Here is a 20493-nt window from a genome sequence, read left to right on the forward strand (position 1 = left end):
GTTCTTTTGATAATACTTTTTGGTTTTTATGATGTATTTCTTTTTAAATGAGTTTCCGAGTATGAAAAATTACCAAAAAAAGGATATGTAGTTTTGTTATTAGAAACCATTTATTTAACTTTACATCAATCAATAATTTAACATATAAAAAACATGACAGTAATAGACAGATTTTTAAAGTATGTGACTTTTGATACCCAGTCGGACGAGAATACAGGCATTACTCCAAGCACTGCAAAGCAGATGGTTTTTGCAAAATATCTTCAACAGGAACTTCAGGAACTTGGACTTGAAGAAATATCACTTGATGAAAACGGATATTTATTTGCCACTTTGCCTGCAAATATAGACAGACCTGTTCCTGTGGTAGGATTTATTGCCCACATGGATACAAGTCCTGATATGAGTGGCGAAAACGTAAAACCTCGTATAGTAGAAAATTATGACGGTACTGATATAGTATTATGTAATAAGGATAATATTGTTCTTTCTCCTTCGCAGTTCCCTGAATTGCTTGACCATAAAGGTGAAGATCTTATTGTGACAGACGGTCATACTCTTCTTGGTGCCGACGACAAGGCAGGTATTGCCGAGATAGTTTCTGCAGTGGCTTATCTGAAAGAACATCCGGAAATCAAGCATGGTAAGATAAGAATCGGTTTCAATCCTGATGAGGAAATCGGTTTGGGAGCACATAAATTCGACGTGCAGAAGTTTGGTGCAAAATGGGCTTACACAATGGACGGCGGCGAAGTGGGAGAACTTGAATTCGAGAACTTCAACGCTGCAGCCGCAAAAATTGTGATAAAAGGAAGAAATGTTCACCCCGGATATGCAAAAAACAAGATGATAAATTCAATGCTTGTAGCAAATGAGTTTATGTCTATGCTGCCGGCTGATGAGACTCCTGCAACTACTGAAGGTTACGAGGGTTTCTATCATCTGGTAGGCATGAAGGGAGAGGTGGAACAGTCAGAACTTTCATATATCATCCGCGATCATGACAGGGAAAAATTTGAAAGCAGAAAAGCTTTTGTTGTCGATTGTGCAAACAATATCAACACCAAATATGGTAGTGAAATTGTAGCTGTAGAACTTAAAGACCAGTATTACAACATGCGTCAGGAAGTAGAACCGTTGATGCATATCATTGACATTGCATTCGGTGCGATGAAAGAGGCCGGAGTAGAGCCTAAGGTCAAGGCTATACGAGGAGGTACTGACGGTGCGCAACTGTCGTTCAAGGGATTGCCTTGTCCTAATATCTTTGCGGGAGGATTGAATTTCCACGGAAGATACGAGTTTGTTCCTGTTCAGTCTATAGAAAAGGCTGTAAAGGTAATAGTGAAAATTGCGGAACTGACAGCAAACAGATATTGATTATTGTAATAGTTTGTGAGTTTGTAAGTTTTTAAGTTGGTAATAACAAACTTATAAACTTATAATCTCATAAACTAATAAACTCACAAACTTTAAACTTATACTTATGAAAACTACTCCATTTACAGAGAAGCATATAGCTCTTGGAGCTAAGATGCATGAATTCGCAGGTTATAATATGCCGATTGAATATTCAGGAATTATAGAAGAACACCTTACTGTGTGTAAGGGTGTTGGAGTCTTTGATGTTTCGCATATGGGAGAATTCTGGGTAAAGGGACCATCTGCGCTTGAATTCATTCAGCTGGTTACCTCGAACAATGCTGCAGTACTTACTCCGGGAAAAATTCAATATTCATGTTTCCCTAATGAAGATGGCGGAATAGTAGATGACCTTTTGGTTTATGCCTACGAACCTGACAAATATATGCTAGTGGTGAATGCCGCCAATATAGAAAAGGACTGGAACTGGTGCGTTTCGCATAACACAGTCGGTGCAGAACTGGAAAATTCGTCCGACAATATCGGACAGCTCGCCATACAGGGACCTAAAGCCATTGATACATTGCAGAAGCTAACAGATATTGTTCTGGCTGATATTCCTTATTATACTTTTAAGGTTGGCGAACTTGCCGGTGTGAAAAATGTCATTATATCCAACACAGGATATACCGGTGCGGGAGGTTTCGAACTATATTTCTATCCGCAGGATGCAGAGAAAATCTGGAATGCAGTGTTCGAGGCAGGCGAGGAGTTCGGCATCAAACCAATTGGCCTGGGAGCTCGCGATACTTTGAGACTCGAAATGGGATTTTGTCTGTATGGTAACGATATAGACGATACGACTTCGCCTATAGAAGCAGGGCTGGGATGGATAACAAAGTTTGTTGATGGAAAGAACTTTACAAACCGTGCTGCACTGGAGAAACAAAAGGCAGAAGGGGTTTCACGCAAGCTTGTAGGTTTCGAGATGATAGACAGGGGCATCCCGAGACACGGCTATTCTCTTACCGATATGGATGGAAACGTTATCGGAAATGTAACATCTGGAACAATGTCTCCAACACGCAAGATTGGTATAGGTATGGGATATGTCAAGACAGAATTCTCCAAGCCGGGAACAGAAATATGTCTGGACAATCGTGGCAGAAAACTAAAAGCCATAGTAGTCAAACCTCCTTTCAGAAAATAAAAGTATTGTCTTTTTGATATTATAAAGCGGAAGTTTATGTGATATTTTGCATAGACTTCCGCTTTTGCTATTATTTTATTTAGTAATTTTGCGTTTGTAATAACTATTTATAACGATTATGTCTCATTTGGCTCCTTTAATAAGCGATTTGGCCCTGATATTGATATGTGCCGGTATAATGACTCTTGTGTTCAAGAAACTGAAACAGCCATTGGTGCTGGGGTATATAGTTGCCGGATTTCTGGCCAGTCCGCATTTCACTTTTACTCCTTCCGTAACTGATGCCGACAGTATAAAGACCTGGTCGGATATAGGTGTGATATTCCTTTTGTTTGCCCTTGGTCTTGATTTCAGCTTCAAGAAACTGATGAAAGTCGGAGGTTCGGCAGTTATTTCGGCATGCACCATTATCCTGTGTATGATAGCGGTGGGAATATTCGTAGGTTGGACCTTCGGGTGGAAGCAGATGGACTGTATATATCTGGGAGGTATGCTTGCCATGTCATCTACCACCATTATATATAAAGCATTTGATGATTTGGGCATCAGGCAGCAGAAATTCACAGGACTTGTGTTGAGTATTCTTATTATTGAAGATATTCTTGCCATCGTACTTATGGTTATGCTTTCCACAATGGCTGTGAGCAAGAATTTCGAAGGAATGGAGATGGTAGGTAGTATCCTGAAACTGGTGTTCTTCCTTATCTTGTGGTTCGTGGTCGGCATGTATCTCATTCCTACATTCCTAAAGCGCTCGCGTAAGCTGATGAGTGACGAGACACTTCTGATATTCTCCTTGGGTATGTGTTTCGGAATGGTGGTACTGGCTTCCAAGGTGGGATTCTCTCCGGCATTCGGAGCTTTTATTATGGGTTCCATACTTGCCGAGACACTCGATTCGGAGCGTATTGAAAAGCTGGTAGCCCCTGTAAAGGACTTGTTCGGTGCAATATTCTTCGTGTCTGTGGGTATGATGGTCGATCCTAATCTGATAGTTGAGTATATATGGCCTATTGTAGCCATAATAGTTGCAATCCTTCTAGGACAGACCATATTCGGCACAGCAGGTGTACTGCTTTCCGGACAGTCGCTCAAGACATCCATGCAGTGTGGTTTCAGTTTGACACAGATAGGTGAGTTTGCCTTTATCATTGCCTCTCTTGGTGTAAGCCTGAATGTGACCAGCGATTTTCTGTATCCGATAGTCGTTGCGGTGTCTGTAATAACCACGTTCCTTACACCTTATATGATCCGTCTTTCTGTTCCGGCATATAACTTTGTAGATAAACGTATGCCTCCTAAATGGAGAAACATGATAGAAAGATACTCGGGCTCCACCCAGCCGGCCAATTATCAGAGTAACTGGAAATCGTTGATTTATGCCATAATCAGGATTACTGTGATATATTCTGTACTGACTATTGCGGCCATTTTTATATCTTTCAGCTTTATTCTTCCTTTGCTTGTTGAAACTATGGGAGACAAATGGGGACGTTGGGCAGGCGCGGCCATAACGATAATTCTTATATCGCCTTTCCTGCGTGCCATGATTATGAAGAAGAACCACTCCGTCGAGTTCAAGGCTTTGTGGAAAGACAGCAGGTTCAATCATGCTCCTCTGATATCTGTGGTGATACTCAGAATAGTGATAGGTGTGATATTCGTGATTTATGTGATTAACCATATATTCCAGGCTTCCGTGGCTATAGTTGTCGGAGTGGCAATTGTAGTTGTGCTTACCATGATATTCTCCCGTTTCCTGAAGAAACAGTCAATTCTGATGGAGAGGACTTTCGTCCAGAATATGAGGTCGAAGGATATGTTTATGGTTTATAGGGGAAGCAAGAAACCGGAGTACGCAGGACGATTGCTTGACAGGGATATACACCTGACAGACATAAAGATTTCGGCAGATTCGTTGTGGGCAGGTCTGACGCTGATGGAACTGAACCTGGGAAAAAGGTTTGGAGTTCATGTGGCATCAATCATACGTGGTACACACAGAATCAATATTCCGGGCGGGCAGACAAGGATTTTCCCCGGTGACACTATCCAGGTTATAGGTTCCGACTCGCAGTTGTCGGCATTCGCCGAACATGCGGAAGCTATCTCTGAAGGCTGTGTGGATGATGACTTTGAAAAGAAAGAGATGCTTCTCAAGCAGTTTGTTGTTACAGAAAATTCAAAATTTGTAGGTAAGACAATACGTGAGAGTGGAATAAGAAACAAGTATCACTGTCTTGTGGTAGGAGTTGAGTCTTCCGACGATATGTCGTTGCGTCAGCCTGATGTTGATGCAGAATTGCAGGAGGGTGACATAGTATGGGTAGTGGGAGAGGAGTCCGCTCTCGATTCATTATTCGAGGATTGATAGTTTATTCCTGTATATAACACTTAAAAGACCCAAAAAAGATATCTGAAAATACTGTATATTATTTAGATATTAATACAGTTTTGTATCTTCGTAATAAAATTAACCTTATCCTGATTTTATGTCATTATACAGTTTTTTCAGATATCTGATATATTCTTTTCTTTTTGTCTTTATCATGTCTTCCTGTTCGCGTCGTGATGATGCCGATGTGAAACGTGCAGTAAACGTTTTGTCGATGGTGAAAGACATGTGCGATAAAGACAGTTTTCCAAAGAATGATTCTATTTTGAATTTTTCAGTCAAGGTGTTTTCACGCGAGGAAATGGATTCCTGTCTGGCTATGGCTTATTTTTATCAGGCTAGAATTCAGCATAAGAATTTTTATCTTCTCAGGGCGATAGACAGTTATGTCATGGCAGGTGAATATGCCGGATCGGACAGTATGCTTCATTTTAAGATTAATTTGGAACTGGCGAAAATATACCGTTTCAAGATGAGGCATGATATGGAAAAGTCGTACATAAATTCAGCTGAACGCTTGTTGAAGTCACTGCACGATTCATCGGCAAACATAGATTTCCTACATGAAAAGGCATTATATTATCTGAATAAAAAAGACATGCCGAAGGTATATTCCACTTTAAGGAAGGCTTTGGCATATCTATATGATAAAAACGATAATACTAAGTCGGATATATATAAACATTTGTCGGAGGCATATATGGCTTCAGGTAATTCTGACAGCGTAGTGTATTTTGCCGACAAAGGTCTGGAACTGGGGCCGGTTCCACAGTTGAAGAGTGAACTGCTCATGTTGAAAGGACTGGCATACACCTTGAACGGGAACTCTGATTCTGCATTGCATTATATAATCCCCAACATGTATAGTGTAGATATGCCTGCACGTATTAAATCGTATAGGGCTATGTCTGAAATGTATGACAGTCTTGGAAAACTTCCGCAAGCTTATGATTTTCTTAAGAAATATACTGTAACTCTTGATTCACTGATTGAGGACAGACGTGATGAATTTTTGGAAAAGATGCACGGCATTCATGAATATAACATCCAGAAAAAACGTGCCAACAAGGCTGAGATGCAAGCTGCATCAAGCCAGTTGATGTTTTCCAACTTTGTACTTGCCGCATTACTTCTTATTATGTTCTTATCCATATTGCTCCATTATTACCGTTCCAATAAGCGTAAACTGACGGAACGTCTGAGGGAAGAAACATGTCTGAAAATGGAAGAAACCATAAAACGCAGAGATATGGAAATATCGCTAGCGCGCAAGCAGGAAGAACTGAAACAGAAAGAGATAGAAAAGCTTAACAAGAATATTGACTATTATAAGCAACTTAACAATATCACTCTTCCGGTGATAATGAGGAGGCAGAACGCACAAGGTTCCCTACACCTTTCGGATGATGACTGGAATATAATAACAGGCAATGCAGATGCTTGTTTCGATATGTTCACGGAGAGATTGAAGAAGCTTTGTCCGCAACTTACTGACGATGACATACGTTTCTGCTGTCTGGTTAAGATGGAACTTTCCATGTCCATGCTTTCAGAGATATATCACATTGCAAAGGCCAGCATATCCCGACGCAAGATGAGGCTGAAAGAGAAAATAGGAATAGAGAATACCAGCTTCGATGAGTTTATTATTGATTTCTAGGATATTTGCTCAAGTTTCAGTTTAAAAACAAAAACGGCTGTAAATCAAATAATTTACAGCCGTTTTTGTTTTTAAACCTCTCCTATATCGAACTTCTCAGGATGTTTTCCCTTGAAATCCTTGAAGTAGAGTTTTATTTCGCGCATATCTTTATCTATATCGCCTGTAGGCATGATAGCTTTGTTGGCATAAATGCACTTTTTCTGATAATCTATACCTATAAGTACAATAGGTATATTTGCGCCGCTTGCTATAAAATAAAAACCTTTTTTCCAATTAGGGTTTGCCGAACGTGTACCTTCCGGAGTTATTGCCAAATGGAATTTCGGACTTTTCTTTATCAGTTCCACAGTCTGTTCAACCAGTGAAGTCCGTTTGTTCCTGTTTACCGGTATTCCGCCCATCCATCTGAACAGGTATCCCAAAGGGAAGAAAAACCATTCTTTCTTCATCAGAAAACCAGATTCGCGACCTATTGCACCGATGAACAGTTTTCCTATTATCAGGTCCCAGTTGGTGGTATGTGGGGCAGCACAGATTATACATTTGTCGTAATCGGGAACATTGACTTCAGCCTTCCATCCCAATAGTTTGAAGTAAATAAAACTGAAAAGCGCTTTCTTCATTTCCTCCTGTCAGTGGATTATTTTTCGTTCAGCTTGTTGAATACTTCTTCAATCTGTGTATTGAAATCCGATTTCAGTTTTTTGTAGAAACCTTTTACATTTCCCGGTTCAGTATGGCTGATTCGGCTTATTATATCTGAACGGAGGTTTAGTGTCTTTTCTACAAGGTTTGCGATAGCTTCACGTCTTTCACCTTCGGCGTTCATGCCTTCTATAATACACATACCAACAGTTACTTCAGAAATATAGTTCACATGTTTTTTCAAGTCTCTTCTACTAGCCATAATTCTATGATTTTAATTGATTAATAAAAAATATTTTGTCGTAAAGATAATGTTTTTGTTGGAATATCTACCTCTTTTTGTCAAATATTATTCCTATGGCGTATTTTTTTTATCCGTCATTTTCGTATTTCCGAAAAAAAGGCGAAATTTGCACGGAACGTTGAAAAAGCATTAAAAATAAAACGTCCGCACGTTTTGACTAAAACAACAGGTCGTTTTGACTAAAACGACAAGGCGTTTTTTTAAAACGTATAGAAGGATAAAATAATATACACCTTATATAAATAAATTTTGAAATTATGACAAAAAGTGCATTACAAATTGCTAGAGCTGCTTATCAGCCAAAATTACCAAAAGCCCTGACAGGTGCGGTTGCAGTGAAGGAAGGTGAAGCTACTCAGTCTGTAGCCGATCAGGAAGCTATCAAAAAGTTGTTCCCTAACACTTACGGAATGCCTTTGATCCAGTTCGTAGAAGGACAGGCTCAGAACACTGCAGAAATGAATGTCGGTGTTATCTTGTCTGGTGGACAGGCTCCTGGTGGACATAACGTTATCTCTGGTCTTTTCGACGGTATCAAGAAACTTAATCCTAACAACAAACTTTACGGATTTATCCTTGGTCCTGGCGGCTTGGTTGACCACAACTATAAAGAACTTACTGCTGATATCATCGACGAATACCGTAACACAGGTGGTTTCGATATCATCGGTTCAGGTCGTACAAAACTTGAAAAAGAAGAACAGTTCGAAAAAGGTTACGAAATCTTGAAAGAACTTGGTATCAAGGCTTTGGTTATCATCGGTGGTGACGACTCTAACACTAACGCTTGTGTATTGGCTGAATATTATGCAGCTAAGAACTATGGCGTACAGGTAATCGGTTGTCCTAAGACTATCGACGGTGACTTGAAGAACGAAATGATTGAAACATCATTCGGTTTCGATACAGCTTGTAAGACTTACTCAGAAGTTATCGGTAATATCGAACGCGACTGTAACTCAGCTCGTAAATACTGGCACTTCATCAAATTGATGGGACGTTCTGCTTCTCACATCGCTCTTGAATGTGCTCTTCAGACTCAGCCAAACATTTGTATCATCTCTGAAGAAGTTGAAGCTAAGAACATGTCACTTGACGATGTAGTTACTTCTATCGCTCAGGCTGTTGCAAACCGTGCTGCTGCCGGAAACAACTTCGGTATCGTTCTTATCCCGGAAGGTCTTATCGAGTTCATCCCTGCCATGAAGGCTCTTATCGCTGAATTGAACGATTTCCTTGCTGCTAACGGTGAAGAATTCAACAAAATTGAACCTAACAAACAGCGTGAATATATCATCAGCAAGCTTTCTGCTGAAAACGCTGCTATTTATGCTTCTCTTCCAGAAGGTGTTGCTCGTCAGTTGTCACTTGACCGCGACCCACACGGAAACGTACAGGTATCACTTATCGAAACTGAAAAACTCCTTTCTGAAATGGTAGGCAAGAAACTTGCTGCATGGAAGGCTGAAGGCAAGTTTGTAGGTAAGTTCTCTGCACAGCACCACTTCTTCGGTTATGAAGGACGTTGCGCTGCTCCATCTAACTTCGACGCTGACTACTGCTACTCACTTGGTTACACTGCTTCATTGCTTATCGCAAGCGGTAAGACAGGTTACATGTCATCAGTGCGCAACACTACTGCTCCTGCTGCTGAATGGATTGCAGGTGGTGTGCCTATCACAATGATGATGAACATGGAACGTCGTCACGGCGAAATGAAACCAGTTATACAGAAGGCTCTTGTTAAACTTGACGGTGCTCCTTTCAAAGCATTCGCTGCACAGCGTGAAGTTTGGGCTAAGGAAACTGCATATGTTTATCCAGGTCCTATCCAGTACTTCGGTCCTACAGAAGTTTGCGACCAACCAACAAAGACTCTTCAGTTGGAACAGGCTAAATAATATCGGTTAATGACTGATATGATATAATTGCCAGGAATCACCACAGACAAGCAACAGAGTATGTATGCTCCTGTGGTGATTCTTTTACTATAGTGTATGTACTTGTAACTCTCTGTCTGATTTTTATAATAATATTTTAAACCATGATTAAAGAACCGAAAGTTTCTGTGGAGAAGAAGGCTGCCAAAAAGCCTGCCGCAAGACGTAAACCGGCACAGACTGCAAAAACCGTCAGCCGTAAGACCACGGTAAAGGTTAAATCTTCCTCTCCAAAGAAACAGTCACAGTCAGTCAAACTGTCGGATACTGCCCATTATGTCTTGATGGCGGTCGGTGCATTGTTTTTTGTGGTTTGTTTCTATTATTTTTTCATCCGTCCTTATTCCTACAGATGGAAACCGTGTTATGGTATGAAGGCGTATGGTGTTTGTCTGCCGTACGGATATGCTGTTCATGGTATAGACGTTTCGCATCATCAGGACGAGATAGACTGGAAGGCGTTGAAGAGTGTCCAGTATGCACAGTTTCCGGTACGTTTCGTATTTATAAAGGCCACAGAGGGAGGAGATTTCAAGGACAGGGCTTTCGACTACAATTTTGCCGAGGCTGACAGTATGCATTTCATACGTGGCGCATACCATTTCTATAATCCCAATACAGATCCTGTGAAACAGGCGGATTTCTTTATTGATAACGTAAAATTGAAAACAGGCGATTTGCCTCCGGTACTTGATATTGAGAAAAGACCGAAAGATGCTTCGAAACTGAAAAAAGATCTTTTGGTATGGTTGAACAGGGTGGAAAGGCATTACAAAGTCAAACCTATATTATATACTTCGTATAAATTCAAGAACAAATACTTGTCCGATTCTGTTTTTAATACGTACCCATATTGGATAGCACATTATTATGTCGATTCGGTTAGGTACGACGGAGAATGGAAGTTCTGGCAGCACACGGATGCCGGTACCATGCCGGGAATAGATGAACAGGTTGACTTGAATGTTTTCAACGGCTCAATGAGCGAATTGCTTGAATTGACAATTAAGGATTAACAATTATCAATTAAAAATTAATAGTTAATAAATTACTACTTGCCGGTTGCTAACAACTAACAACCAACAACTAACAACTAATTATCACATGAACATCTTGATGAATATTCTTTGGATAATCTGTGGAGGATTATTCGTATGTCTGGAATATGTAATATCCAGTTTCCTTCTTATGATAACCATCATAGGAATACCTTTCGGTCTTCAGACTTTAAAGCTGGCAATGCTCGCTCTTTTTCCTTTTGGTGTGAAAGTGCAAAGCACCCCGTCCGATGGCGGATGTCTGAATGTATTCATGAATCTGTTATGGATACTTATTGGCGGAATATGGATTTCTATTACTCATCTTATTTTAGGTGCATTGTTGTGTATCACAGTGATAGGAATACCTTTCGGAATGCAGCACTTCAAGTTGGCAGGACTAGCCCTGACACCGTTCGGCAAAACCATTTCCTGACATCGTTTGTTTTCTAACCATTAAATACATTTTTAATTGATGACAAAATTCTCTCGTGCGTTCTGGACAGCCAACTTGTCGGAACTATTTGAACGTATGGCCTATTATGCCATCTTTATCGTAATTACACTTTATCTTTCCAACACATTAGGCTTCAACGACATTGAAGCGAGTCTTATTTCAGGTCTTTTCTCCGGAGGACTTTATTTCCTGCCTATGTTCACCGGAGCTTTTGCTGACAAGATAGGTTACCGTAAGGCAATACTGATAGCCTTTACTTTGCTTACCATAGGATACTTAGGCTTGGGTATGCTTCCTGTCATGCTCGAATCAGCAGGATTAGTTGAGTATGGCGAAAAGACACATTTCACCGGACTTCAGACAAGCGGTTTGCGTATGCTTATCGTTCCTATAATGATTATATTGGTGATAGGCGGCTCGTTTATCAAGTCTATCATATCTGCGTCAGTAGCAAGGGAAACTACTTCTGAAACCCGTGCCCGTGGATATTCCATTTTCTATATGATGGTCAATATCGGGGCGTTTACCGGAAAATGTGTAGTCGATCCGTTGCGTTCAGTGGTAGGCGATGAGGCATATATCTATATAAATTTCTTTTCTGCCACCCTCTGTTTTGTGGCATTGCTGACAATATTCTTCTTTTTCCATTCTGCCAATACGTCAGGCGAGGGAAAGAGTATGGTTGAAGTGTTCCGCGGACTTGGTAAGGTGTTCACCAACGGACGTCTGCTTCTGTTGATACTTATAGTTACAGGTTTCTGGATGATTCAGCATCAGATGTACGCTACAATGCCGAAATATGTAATACGCATGGCGGGTGAGATCGCAAAACCGGGCTGGATAGCCAATGTGAATCCGTTTGTGGTTGTAATCTTTGTTAATATAATAACCCAGCTTATGGCAAAACGCAAAGCGTTGACATCTATGGCGGTAGGAATGTTCCTCATACCTCTTTCAGCTTTGATTATGGCGTCTGGAAATCTTTTTGGTGGAGATATTTTCGGTATGCACCCTATAACAGTGATGATGATTGCAGGAATTGCCGTTCAGGCACTTGCCGAGTGTTTCATCTCTCCGCGATATATGGAATTCTTCTCACTTCAGGCACCGAAAGGCGAGGAGGGACTCTATTTAGGATTCAGCCATCTGCACTCATTCCTTGCCTCAGTAATAGGTTTCGGTTTGTCAGGTATTCTTCTTACCGCATATTGTCCGGACCCTGCACTGTATGATTCCGTAGAAGCATGGAAAGCCGATGCCGCAAACGCGCATTACATCTGGTACTGGTTTACAGGTATTGGTGCCATTTCGGCTATTGCGCTTATAATTTATGCTAAGGCTACAAAGAGTGGAAAATGATATTCTGTTCAGTGAACGGCTGCTGAACGGGCAGTGAACATATTTTGAAAAGGAGAAGACGCATAATGAATGGGTTCTGAGGCCATTCGTTATGCGTCTTATTATTATGGGTAAGGTTTGCAATATTCTTGCAAAGGTTTTGCAAAGCTTTTTTAATCCTTTCTCTAATAGTTTTTAAACGGTATTTAAATGATGTTTAATCAGTGTTTAATGTTGTATCTATTCTATTCTTTTATGAATACAGAAAGTACAAACATGCATATACTTGGAATAGTAAGCACTAAAGTAAAAAAGCTGGCTATAGCAATGCCAAATGAGTGTTTTATTCTTTTCTGCATAAGATCTACTTTGCTTGACCTGTACTTGTCACTTCTTGATAAAACTTCATCAAAGTTCTTGTAAGCAAATATACCTATTGGTATAGACATTATTATTGCTATAATGCATGTAGCAATGAAAATAACTTTTCCTAAAAGATTTATATCTTCACCATTATCAGATATTGTGTAACTACAATATTTTAATGCAAAATATCCTAAAAATATTGATAAGGTAAGGAATGCGTATATGCCATTGGCAAGAATGTAGAGTAATGTTTTCATTTTAGTCTGAATTCTTTACATATTTTGTTAGCATCATCGTAATTATATATTACATCGTCACCATCGTAAGATGTAGAAGGTAGTAGTAGAGCAACTAAAGTTTTCTTGAACTTCGGGCTTAATTCTGCTCCTTGATAGTCTAAATGTATCAATAGCTTTTTTATGGCATTATTATTCTTGCTATGTATTTCATTTATTTCGTCGGTTGCCCAATGACACATGATTGATGAATATCCAGTACCAGCCCAATATCTTGGAGATGCATTATTTATTAGAGGATAATTAATAAGCGACATAGCTTTTATTACATCTTCTTCCCCTCCATTACTATAAATATAGATTAAGTTCTCCAATACAGAGTTTGCGTAATAACCTTCATCTTTTAGTCTGTCTTTGGAAATGTTTAAAGCAAAAATGAAATCTTTGTTCTTTATCATGTAGTCGATTTCAGCAATAGGCACATAGTCAATATTCATACCTTCCTCGTTCATAATCTTATATGCCGTTTCAAAATCGTTTTCATTTACATATTCCATTAATCTTTTTTCCAAAGAATCGTATTTTTCTCTTTCTTCTTTTCTTCTGTTACTATCAACACAGTCATAAATTATGGCAATGACTAAAAAAATAAAGAAAGCAATCAGACACCCTATTTTATTCATGAATTTATTCCTTTCCAAAATAGAATAATTTACCTAACCAGCTCATTTTCTCGTAGTTTACATCTTTCTTGTATTTTTCTAACAAAGTAGTCTGTCCTTCTATTGCTACTTTTGTTGACATTTCTGTTTTATACATATCCAATTCATACTGTCTGTCGAGCTGTTTCATTGTTGAATCCCATTCCCTCATGTCCTGCTCATGTTTTAGCTTAGCTTCCGGATTAAGGCTTTTTATATATTCAGAGTATATTTTGTCGGCTTCTTTTTTGGCCTTCGAATCCGATGGTATATTCCTGTATATAGCCATAGCTTTTTCAGAAAATCCTCCAATATTATCTCTTTCTGTTCCTAATGTCGCTTTAAAGTCATTCAGCATTATATCGGAGTTATTTTCCATATATTTTTCTATAGCATCAAACCTCATTTTAGAAGATTTCCTATATAGTTCCTGACATTCATTTGGTATTGAATTTAATATAGCTAATGCTTCTTCATATTTATGATTATTAATGTATCCGACAGCTTCATTCAGTAACAATTCTCCATTAGTATTATAATAATTGATGATTTTTTGTTCAGTTCCGCTAATGAGATTTGTTATATCTGTATCATTTGTAGAGATAGAAGAAATGGCATTTATAGTAGCCAATTCCTTTGAATCGCCCACTCCAATAAGCGTTTTGTTTATTGAATTGAATATTTCTCCTGTCAGAATATTTCCAATATAGATTATTACACTGTAATTAATTTTATGTTTTTGGGGTATGGTAGAGGTTATATAATAGCTGGTTTCTGTCAAAGTCGGAGCAACTATGATTTGTGGATTAACGCCTTGTGATGCTATACCATTATGTGTTATAATATTTATAATCTTTGATTTCAGTAATTCTGCACTTTCTGATGGCAGATTGTTTTGTACAATAACGCTTAGTGCAATATTGCCATTAATTGGAGATACAGTTTTAGTGATATTGGATATTTTATTAGTTACAACAGTTTCTTGTGTAGTCGGATTGAATGTCGGCTTATTGTTCTTTTTATTTTCCGAACATGCTCCACATAAAACTATACCAAACAATAGGATAATCTTTTTCATATACAAGTGATTAATTTATGATTACTAATGCATTACCTAATCCTTGAGAATTGTTGCTTGACTGTAATGAGAATGTTTTGAAGAATTCTTTTCTGAACTTTCCTGCAAACTCGTATGCATTAAACTGAGTTCCATCATCCATTACATTTGATATTCTTACATTGGTAAATGCCATTTCTTTTTTTGTATTTGATACCATATTTGCGCTGCCATTTTTAGCATTTGTTATTACCCAGCGGCGAATCCAGTCAGAGTATGTATCTCCTTCATTATTATACATGTCCGATAAATTGATTGGGCAGTCATTGCTAAGAGTAACTCTAAATGAGATTTCCCTACCGTTAGCTACGATATCAGTGAAATAGTTTCTTAGCTGAGGCTCAAGTGTTTCCAAATCTTTTGTAATTCCTTTTTCCAAGTATTCATCTAAACTCATATCAAGATTATTTTTATTTGATACGGCAATGACTTTATCGGAATATACATCTATGGCTGACAATGCTATATTGATATACGATTTTCTTGAAGTCCTTCCTGTTATAACATTTTCTTGGTAGTCAAGTTCCAGTATCATATCGGGTAAAACTGTATTGATTAGAAGTGTTTTAGCGTCCTTAGCAATATTATCGGCTTCATCTAGAATCTGTTTATTGTTAATGGATTTAAGTGATTGTTCCAGGTCATTAAGAGGATATCCTATATGTATAAAATACTTTTGTATGGCAGAAACGATACTATTTGATTTCTCACTTTTCACGATGAAGCCATATATATCCCTTATAATTGTTTCCTTTCCATTGAATGTTTTTATTGCCAGACATTTTTCATCCTTTAACATCCTGTCGCTCGGAATAATCATCAATTTAGGTTTTGCCTGATTGATAACGTTAACAGTGTTGTCATTATTCTCAGTGATATTGATGTCAGTAATATTTTTTTTCTTGTTTCTCTGTCCGCACGAAACAAAACTTAGAGTCAATAATATATAGTAAAGGTATTTCATTTTTTCTAAAAAGGTGCTGTTATACTATCAATGCAAATATAAACGTAATTAAAACCCATAGATTTGAACAGATTTCCAAGTTTAAGCATACCTGTCTTCTCAGCTTTTTCAAGAATTCCAAAATTTAATGCGTCTTGTAATATCCTATCCTTTGCTTTTTCTGTAAGTTTAACTACTTTTTCATGAGACCATGTTCCGTTCTCAACATAAATCTCATAATCTGTAGGATTAAGAATTACATCAAAGACCACAGCTTTAGGCAAGGTAATAGATATAGAATCTTCATTTACAACCAAATCATTACTGTCTAATTCTGCCAGATTAAATCCAGCTTTGACTTTACCATTTGCTATAATTACAATTTCATCCTTGAAATCAGTATTAAACAAGTCTCCTATATACGATTTATTGAACTCACTGCTCTTAAAGTCTTTTATAACAAGTTCTTCATAATAACAAGTACTATAAAATTCGCCTATTCTCTTAATATCTTCCACCACATTGGCGGTCTTGTCAATTTTTAATTCACTATTGCCGAACAGACCCAATTTATATGCTCCAAAAGCAGCTACTCCAAGTATCGCAACCAGAACCAGAATCTTTATTACATATTTTATCATAACTATTTAATTATTCGAAGTTAACAATAATAGATTTGAATCCCATTTGAGACATCATTGCTTTAAAGAAATCGGAAACATTGTTTTCTGCTTCCTTCAGTATACCGATATTCTCTATATCAGAAATGATATCTTGTTGTCCTTGTCTAAGAAGCATAGTTCTTTCTTCTGCAGTGAACCCACTTCTCAACAACGAGACCTGGTCATATACCAGTTCTGTTTCATCTGTCGGCATATCAATGGATAAAAGCTTGGCATGTGGAAGTGTAATAACAACCTCTTTTTTGGATTGGTCAATTTTGAAATTCTCAATGCCAAGCCCCTCAAGGTCTATACCAGCCTTAAGATATGCAGTGCAATTGAACAAAATCTTTCTATCTCCGATTTTATACCATTCGCCTATATCATTGGCTTTTATAACTTTCTTCACTGTATATTCCACAGAACCTAACTCCGATAGTTCTGTAACCTTTTGTATTTTGCTTTCTATCTGCTTGTTTATGTCATTGCATGAAAACATAAACAAACATGAAAACAATACTAAAACTGATTTGTAATTTTTCATATTGATGTAATTCCTTTTAAATTGAAAATGCAACAGTATTGAATATTTGTAAATTATTGATTTATATCTCTTTAAGAATCATATAACCTAATATTTCCATCAGTCTTGAGTTCAAGATATTCTGAACGCGTATTACCTGATCTTTGATTTTTAATAATAAAAATAGATGATTATATTTAATCCATTTTTGTCTTTTTATTTAAAAATATATTTTGAGAATAAGAAACTTGAATAACTTCTATTTGCATAAATCTTCAATCTGTTCAGGAGTAAATCCCAATCCTTTGCCGACCATTTTTAAATATACCAGTTCAGAATTTTCTGTTTTTCCATCTTGTATAATAAGTTTTGATAGTAATGACATCATAGTCATAGATAGTACAATATCTTCTTTAAACAACTCATAATTTATATTTTGGGTTTTGGGATGTTGTATCATTTTATACAATCCATCTCTATTCTTATCAGAGATATTTAAAGTGTTAGTTAAATTGTATAAGAATTCAGCTTCGCTTTCACTGTATTCTCCATCAACTAATGCCATATTGATCAGTATCTTCACCTTTTCCTGTTCAATAAGTTCCTGCTTCTCAAAATCTATAATTTCATTTAGAAAAAGTGCTTTTGCCGCTTTTGCTATGGCATATGTAGAAAGAGCATCAACACTCGCACCGATAACACCTCCTAATATAGGTATCATTCTATTTATATTTACAAGTCCTGTCTGCCCGAACTTAGTAAACAGTCTGAAACCTACAGCTTTGTTTATTTGTGTCAGTACTGTACCTGGAAGTTTTTTTAAAGCAGCAGTGGTAAATTTAATAGTAAATTGTGATGTTGTCTTTGACAATACATTTCCAGCTTGAGAGCCTAATAGACAAAGATACATACCTGTTTTCTTTTCTTCTGATTCTTCGTGATATCCGCCAAGTTCTGCTATAGCTCCAATCATGCGCAATTGAATAGCCATTACTCCAGCTATATTTGCGGGCAATGTAAGTGGCATAGTTGCTAATCCTCCCAAACTACTTACAAATCCAGTTGAAGCTGCTGCTGTTATTTGCCATCTGACCATAGAGTCAACAGCTTTTATCACACTTCCACCCTCCTTGTCAAGATATTTCTTTGCCATTTCTGATGAAGTTCCCAAACCTGGTATGTCACTATTTGCTTTAGTGTAAGCCCAGTCCAGAACTTGCAGCATTTTATTAGATTTATCTTCTTTAACCTCTTCACTTAAAATTTCTTCGACTTCAGCTTCAATCCCATTTTTCTCTTTATTACTTAATTTTTCCTTAAATAAGGTAATACAATCTGTAGTCTTCTTTACTGCTTCGCCTATCTGTTCTCTACTGTTAAGTAAATTTTTAATTCTCAATAATGTCATAATATAAAATCTTGGTAAATTTATAATATCACACGGAATTCTGATTCAGAACCATTTTCAACAACATTTATTTTATTTACCTTACAAAGGCTAAATATTGCAGAATCATCTTCAACGCCGGATTTACGCATTGCATTAATTTATTTCTTAAAAATGAATTTAAGAATTGCTCCTCCTATTTTCCTCTCCAATCCCTGTTTTGTAGTTGGTATTCCCGTCTTTCTTGCTACTTTATGCTTTAATGCAGTAATTCCAATAGCTCTTTTGAGTGAGAAAGATACTCCTGGTATTTTCATAATGTGATAAATTATGTTATTTATTTTAATATCGTGAGGAAAATATTTTTTAGTAAGTACTTTCCTCACTTTAATACATTATTACGCTTGTGTTACAGGATAGCCTAATTGTTTGTTTACTATTTCTAAAAAGATAGAAAATTCAGCTGGCTTTCCTTGTGAAGTAGTTGGCCAGTTTGAACATATAATAATAGGTTCATCTGCAGTTTCTATAAAGTCTGAATCTGTTGCATTCTTCTTTATGAAGTTCAGTTTTCCTGCGGCTTGCTTTTCTATATATGTGTCTTTTCCCATGAAAACAGTTTCCATATTTTTCTTTATAGGAAAGGCCGCCTGTAACATCGCTTTTGTTGTTCCAGGATGATCTTTTATATATTTTCTTATTACGTCACGGACCAACTCTACCTTAACACTATATTCTTTTCCATCAAATTTGTAGTTGTTTGTATCTCTATTAAACACATGTACCTTTTTAGGTGTATCAAATGCCTTAAGGTTTGTAACAGCTGAAAGTTCGATTGTATCTTCTATAACCTTGCCAATACTGTTGTCATCTTTTATCATCTCAGCTATTTTATTGAGCATTTGTGACACTTGAAACACGCGATTGCTCAAATGGGTTTCTTTTTGACACATACGGAAAACAATTTTCTCCCATTCTTCATCAAATTCTTCTGCAGCATCCAAACTTATCTTTTCTTCTGGTGTCAACGAACGTAATTTAAGCTTTGCTGCAATTGTCTCATTCCATTGTTTAAAATCTGGTTCCTCTGCTAACTGGTTGTAGATATATGGATAAGCAATCTGCATGCATACAAGCCCGAAATTTATTACTTTATATTTATTGGCTATGTCCTCTGCTCCTGTTTTCGATATACCTGTGTTTATTATTGATATCAATGACAGCGTATTTGTCAATCTTTTCAAGGAGCGTGGATTTGTACCAACTGATAGTCTTGCTAGTTCAGAAACAGATTCTTGAATAGCATTATCTTTCATTTCCTCTTCTGTGAAGAAGTTTATTTTTGATAATGCGTCAACTAAAAAAGCATCAATGTTATAATTAGCTACAGGCATTGAGAATGGTAACTGTATGATTTTATCGAAGAAAGATCTGAATTCACGTTCATTCTTGTCTGTAAGCTCACCAAACTTAGGTTTTAGGCCTTTTATCACTACATCATAATCAATGGCTAAAATAAATATGCAATGTTCAAGATCGAATATGTTTTTCAATAACTCGAGAATTTCAACTGCAACTGGCGGATCAATTCTATCAAGGTCATCTATAAAGAAAGTAAAACCTGTTCTTGTCGAATCATTCTTGAGTGATTCTTCCACTAATTTTGAGATTTCTTCTTTCAACTGTAAAATATCACTTTGACCATTATCTGAACCAAATAAATCGTCAATAGCTTCTCCGTCAACTCCTACAGTACTAATAGCTACCTTAGTTCCTACCGAAGCTATCTTTTTAAAAAGTCCACCAATCTTTTTTTTACTCTCTTCCCATTTATGTGCCGGATTAAGTGCACCGATTTGATTAATAATACCATCAAGTATTGATATTATAGCTTGAGCAGGAGTTTTCATAAGTGAATACTGCCATGTATTAATCCATATTGGAAAGAACTGCGCATTATCGATATCACACAGATTCCAGCGAAGAAGATTCATAAGAGACGTTTTACCGGAACCCCATTCACCCTGCAAAGCTATTGTAATAGGTGTATCAGTAAGCTTAATGTATTGTATTAATGCGTCCTGATAGATTTTTATTCCAAAAAGGTCTTCCTGATCATGACGCCTAGGAACGTCTATTATACTTGATTTCATTTCTTATTCTATTTAATAAAGATTGATGTAGTTTGATATTTTATTTAAAGTGCT

Annotated in this window: 19 protein-coding genes; 8 read left to right on the plus strand and 11 right to left on the minus strand. The window is 37.3% G+C overall.

The window, feature by feature from the left end; genetic code table 11:
• Positions 1-153 precede the first annotated feature (153 nt).
• The 4 genes from pepT to NW213_RS00090 all read left to right on the plus strand — a co-directional run bounded on the left by pepT (position 154) and on the right by NW213_RS00090 (position 6627).
• On the plus strand, positions 154-1380 hold the full coding sequence (gene pepT / locus NW213_RS00075) for a peptidase T (protein WP_258321463.1): 1227 nt from the start codon (positions 154-156) through the stop codon (positions 1378-1380).
• Between the two features lie 106 nt (positions 1381-1486).
• Complete coding sequence (gene gcvT, locus NW213_RS00080; protein WP_258321464.1) at positions 1487-2572, plus strand: glycine cleavage system aminomethyltransferase GcvT; 1086 nt, start codon at positions 1487-1489, stop codon at positions 2570-2572.
• Between the two features lie 118 nt (positions 2573-2690).
• Positions 2691-4943 carry a cation:proton antiporter gene (locus NW213_RS00085; protein WP_258321465.1) on the plus strand — a complete coding sequence of 751 codons (2253 nt, stop codon included), beginning with the start codon at positions 2691-2693 and terminating at the stop codon, positions 4941-4943.
• Positions 4944-5064: 121 nt separating this feature from the next.
• Complete coding sequence (locus tag NW213_RS00090) at positions 5065-6627, plus strand: lipopolysaccharide assembly protein LapB (protein WP_258321466.1); 1563 nt, start codon at positions 5065-5067, stop codon at positions 6625-6627.
• Between the two features lie 71 nt (positions 6628-6698).
• Here the strand turns inward: NW213_RS00090 and NW213_RS00095 are convergent, their stop codons facing one another.
• Entirely contained in the window at positions 6699-7253 is a 555-nt protein-coding gene (locus NW213_RS00095) for a 1-acyl-sn-glycerol-3-phosphate acyltransferase (RefSeq protein WP_154044325.1), read from the minus strand.
• Between the two features lie 17 nt (positions 7254-7270).
• Positions 7271-7537 carry a hypothetical protein gene (locus NW213_RS00100; RefSeq protein ID WP_154044326.1) on the minus strand — a complete coding sequence of 89 codons (267 nt, stop codon included), beginning with the start codon at positions 7535-7537 and terminating at the stop codon, positions 7271-7273.
• 299 nt (positions 7538-7836) lie between these two features.
• Between NW213_RS00100 and NW213_RS00105 the strand changes: the two genes are divergently transcribed.
• The 4 genes from NW213_RS00105 to NW213_RS00120 all read left to right on the plus strand — a co-directional run bounded on the left by NW213_RS00105 (position 7837) and on the right by NW213_RS00120 (position 12372).
• Positions 7837-9480, plus strand: coding sequence for a diphosphate--fructose-6-phosphate 1-phosphotransferase (locus NW213_RS00105; RefSeq protein ID WP_258321467.1), 1644 nt, complete (start codon positions 7837-7839; stop codon positions 9478-9480).
• 143 nt (positions 9481-9623) lie between these two features.
• A complete protein-coding gene (locus NW213_RS00110) occupies positions 9624-10535 on the plus strand; it encodes a glycoside hydrolase family 25 protein (protein ID WP_375338089.1) in 912 nt (303 codons plus the stop codon).
• 88 nt (positions 10536-10623) lie between these two features.
• Positions 10624-10992: a YccF domain-containing protein gene (locus tag NW213_RS00115; RefSeq protein ID WP_258321468.1), complete on the plus strand. Its 369-nt coding sequence runs from the start codon at positions 10624-10626 to the stop codon at positions 10990-10992.
• Positions 10993-11031: 39 nt separating this feature from the next.
• Positions 11032-12372, plus strand: coding sequence for an MFS transporter (locus tag NW213_RS00120; protein WP_258321469.1), 1341 nt, complete (start codon positions 11032-11034; stop codon positions 12370-12372).
• A 224-nt stretch (positions 12373-12596) separates the two neighbouring features.
• Here NW213_RS00120 and NW213_RS00125 read toward each other — a convergent pair whose 3' ends face one another.
• The 9 genes from NW213_RS00125 to NW213_RS00165 all read right to left on the minus strand — a co-directional run bounded on the left by NW213_RS00125 (position 12597) and on the right by NW213_RS00165 (position 20439).
• Positions 12597-12974, minus strand: a complete 378-nt coding sequence (locus NW213_RS00125; RefSeq protein WP_204390663.1) for a hypothetical protein — start codon at positions 12972-12974, stop codon at positions 12597-12599.
• Entirely contained in the window at positions 12971-13525 is a 555-nt protein-coding gene (locus NW213_RS00130; protein ID WP_154044332.1) for a hypothetical protein, read from the minus strand. The genes NW213_RS00125 and NW213_RS00130 overlap by 4 nt, the downstream gene beginning before the upstream one ends.
• Positions 13526-13640: 115 nt before the next feature.
• Entirely contained in the window at positions 13641-14732 is a 1092-nt protein-coding gene (locus NW213_RS00135; protein WP_258321470.1) for a hypothetical protein, read from the minus strand.
• A gap of 10 nt (positions 14733-14742) precedes the next feature.
• Positions 14743-15735 carry a DUF6175 family protein gene (locus NW213_RS00140; RefSeq protein WP_258321471.1) on the minus strand — a complete coding sequence of 331 codons (993 nt, stop codon included), beginning with the start codon at positions 15733-15735 and terminating at the stop codon, positions 14743-14745.
• A 5-nt stretch (positions 15736-15740) separates the two neighbouring features.
• Complete coding sequence (locus NW213_RS00145; protein ID WP_258321472.1) at positions 15741-16355, minus strand: DUF4230 domain-containing protein; 615 nt, start codon at positions 16353-16355, stop codon at positions 15741-15743.
• A 10-nt stretch (positions 16356-16365) separates the two neighbouring features.
• Entirely contained in the window at positions 16366-16920 is a 555-nt protein-coding gene (locus NW213_RS00150) for a DUF4230 domain-containing protein (protein WP_258321473.1), read from the minus strand.
• Between the two features lie 238 nt (positions 16921-17158).
• Positions 17159-18307 (minus strand): EcsC family protein, encoded by a 1149-nt coding sequence (locus tag NW213_RS00155; protein WP_154044338.1) that lies wholly within the window; start codon positions 18305-18307, stop codon positions 17159-17161.
• Positions 18308-18447: 140 nt separating this feature from the next.
• Positions 18448-18603, minus strand: a complete 156-nt coding sequence (locus NW213_RS00160) for a hypothetical protein (RefSeq protein WP_258321474.1) — start codon at positions 18601-18603, stop codon at positions 18448-18450.
• 81 nt (positions 18604-18684) lie between these two features.
• Entirely contained in the window at positions 18685-20439 is a 1755-nt protein-coding gene (locus NW213_RS00165; RefSeq protein WP_154044339.1) for a P-loop NTPase fold protein, read from the minus strand.
• Between the last annotated feature and the right edge of the window lie 54 nt (positions 20440-20493).

Origin of the sequence: Bacteroides sp. ET336, from assembly GCF_024733815.1 — a bacterium.
GTDB classification, from domain to species: domain Bacteria; phylum Bacteroidota; class Bacteroidia; order Bacteroidales; family Bacteroidaceae; genus Phocaeicola; species Phocaeicola cellulolyticus.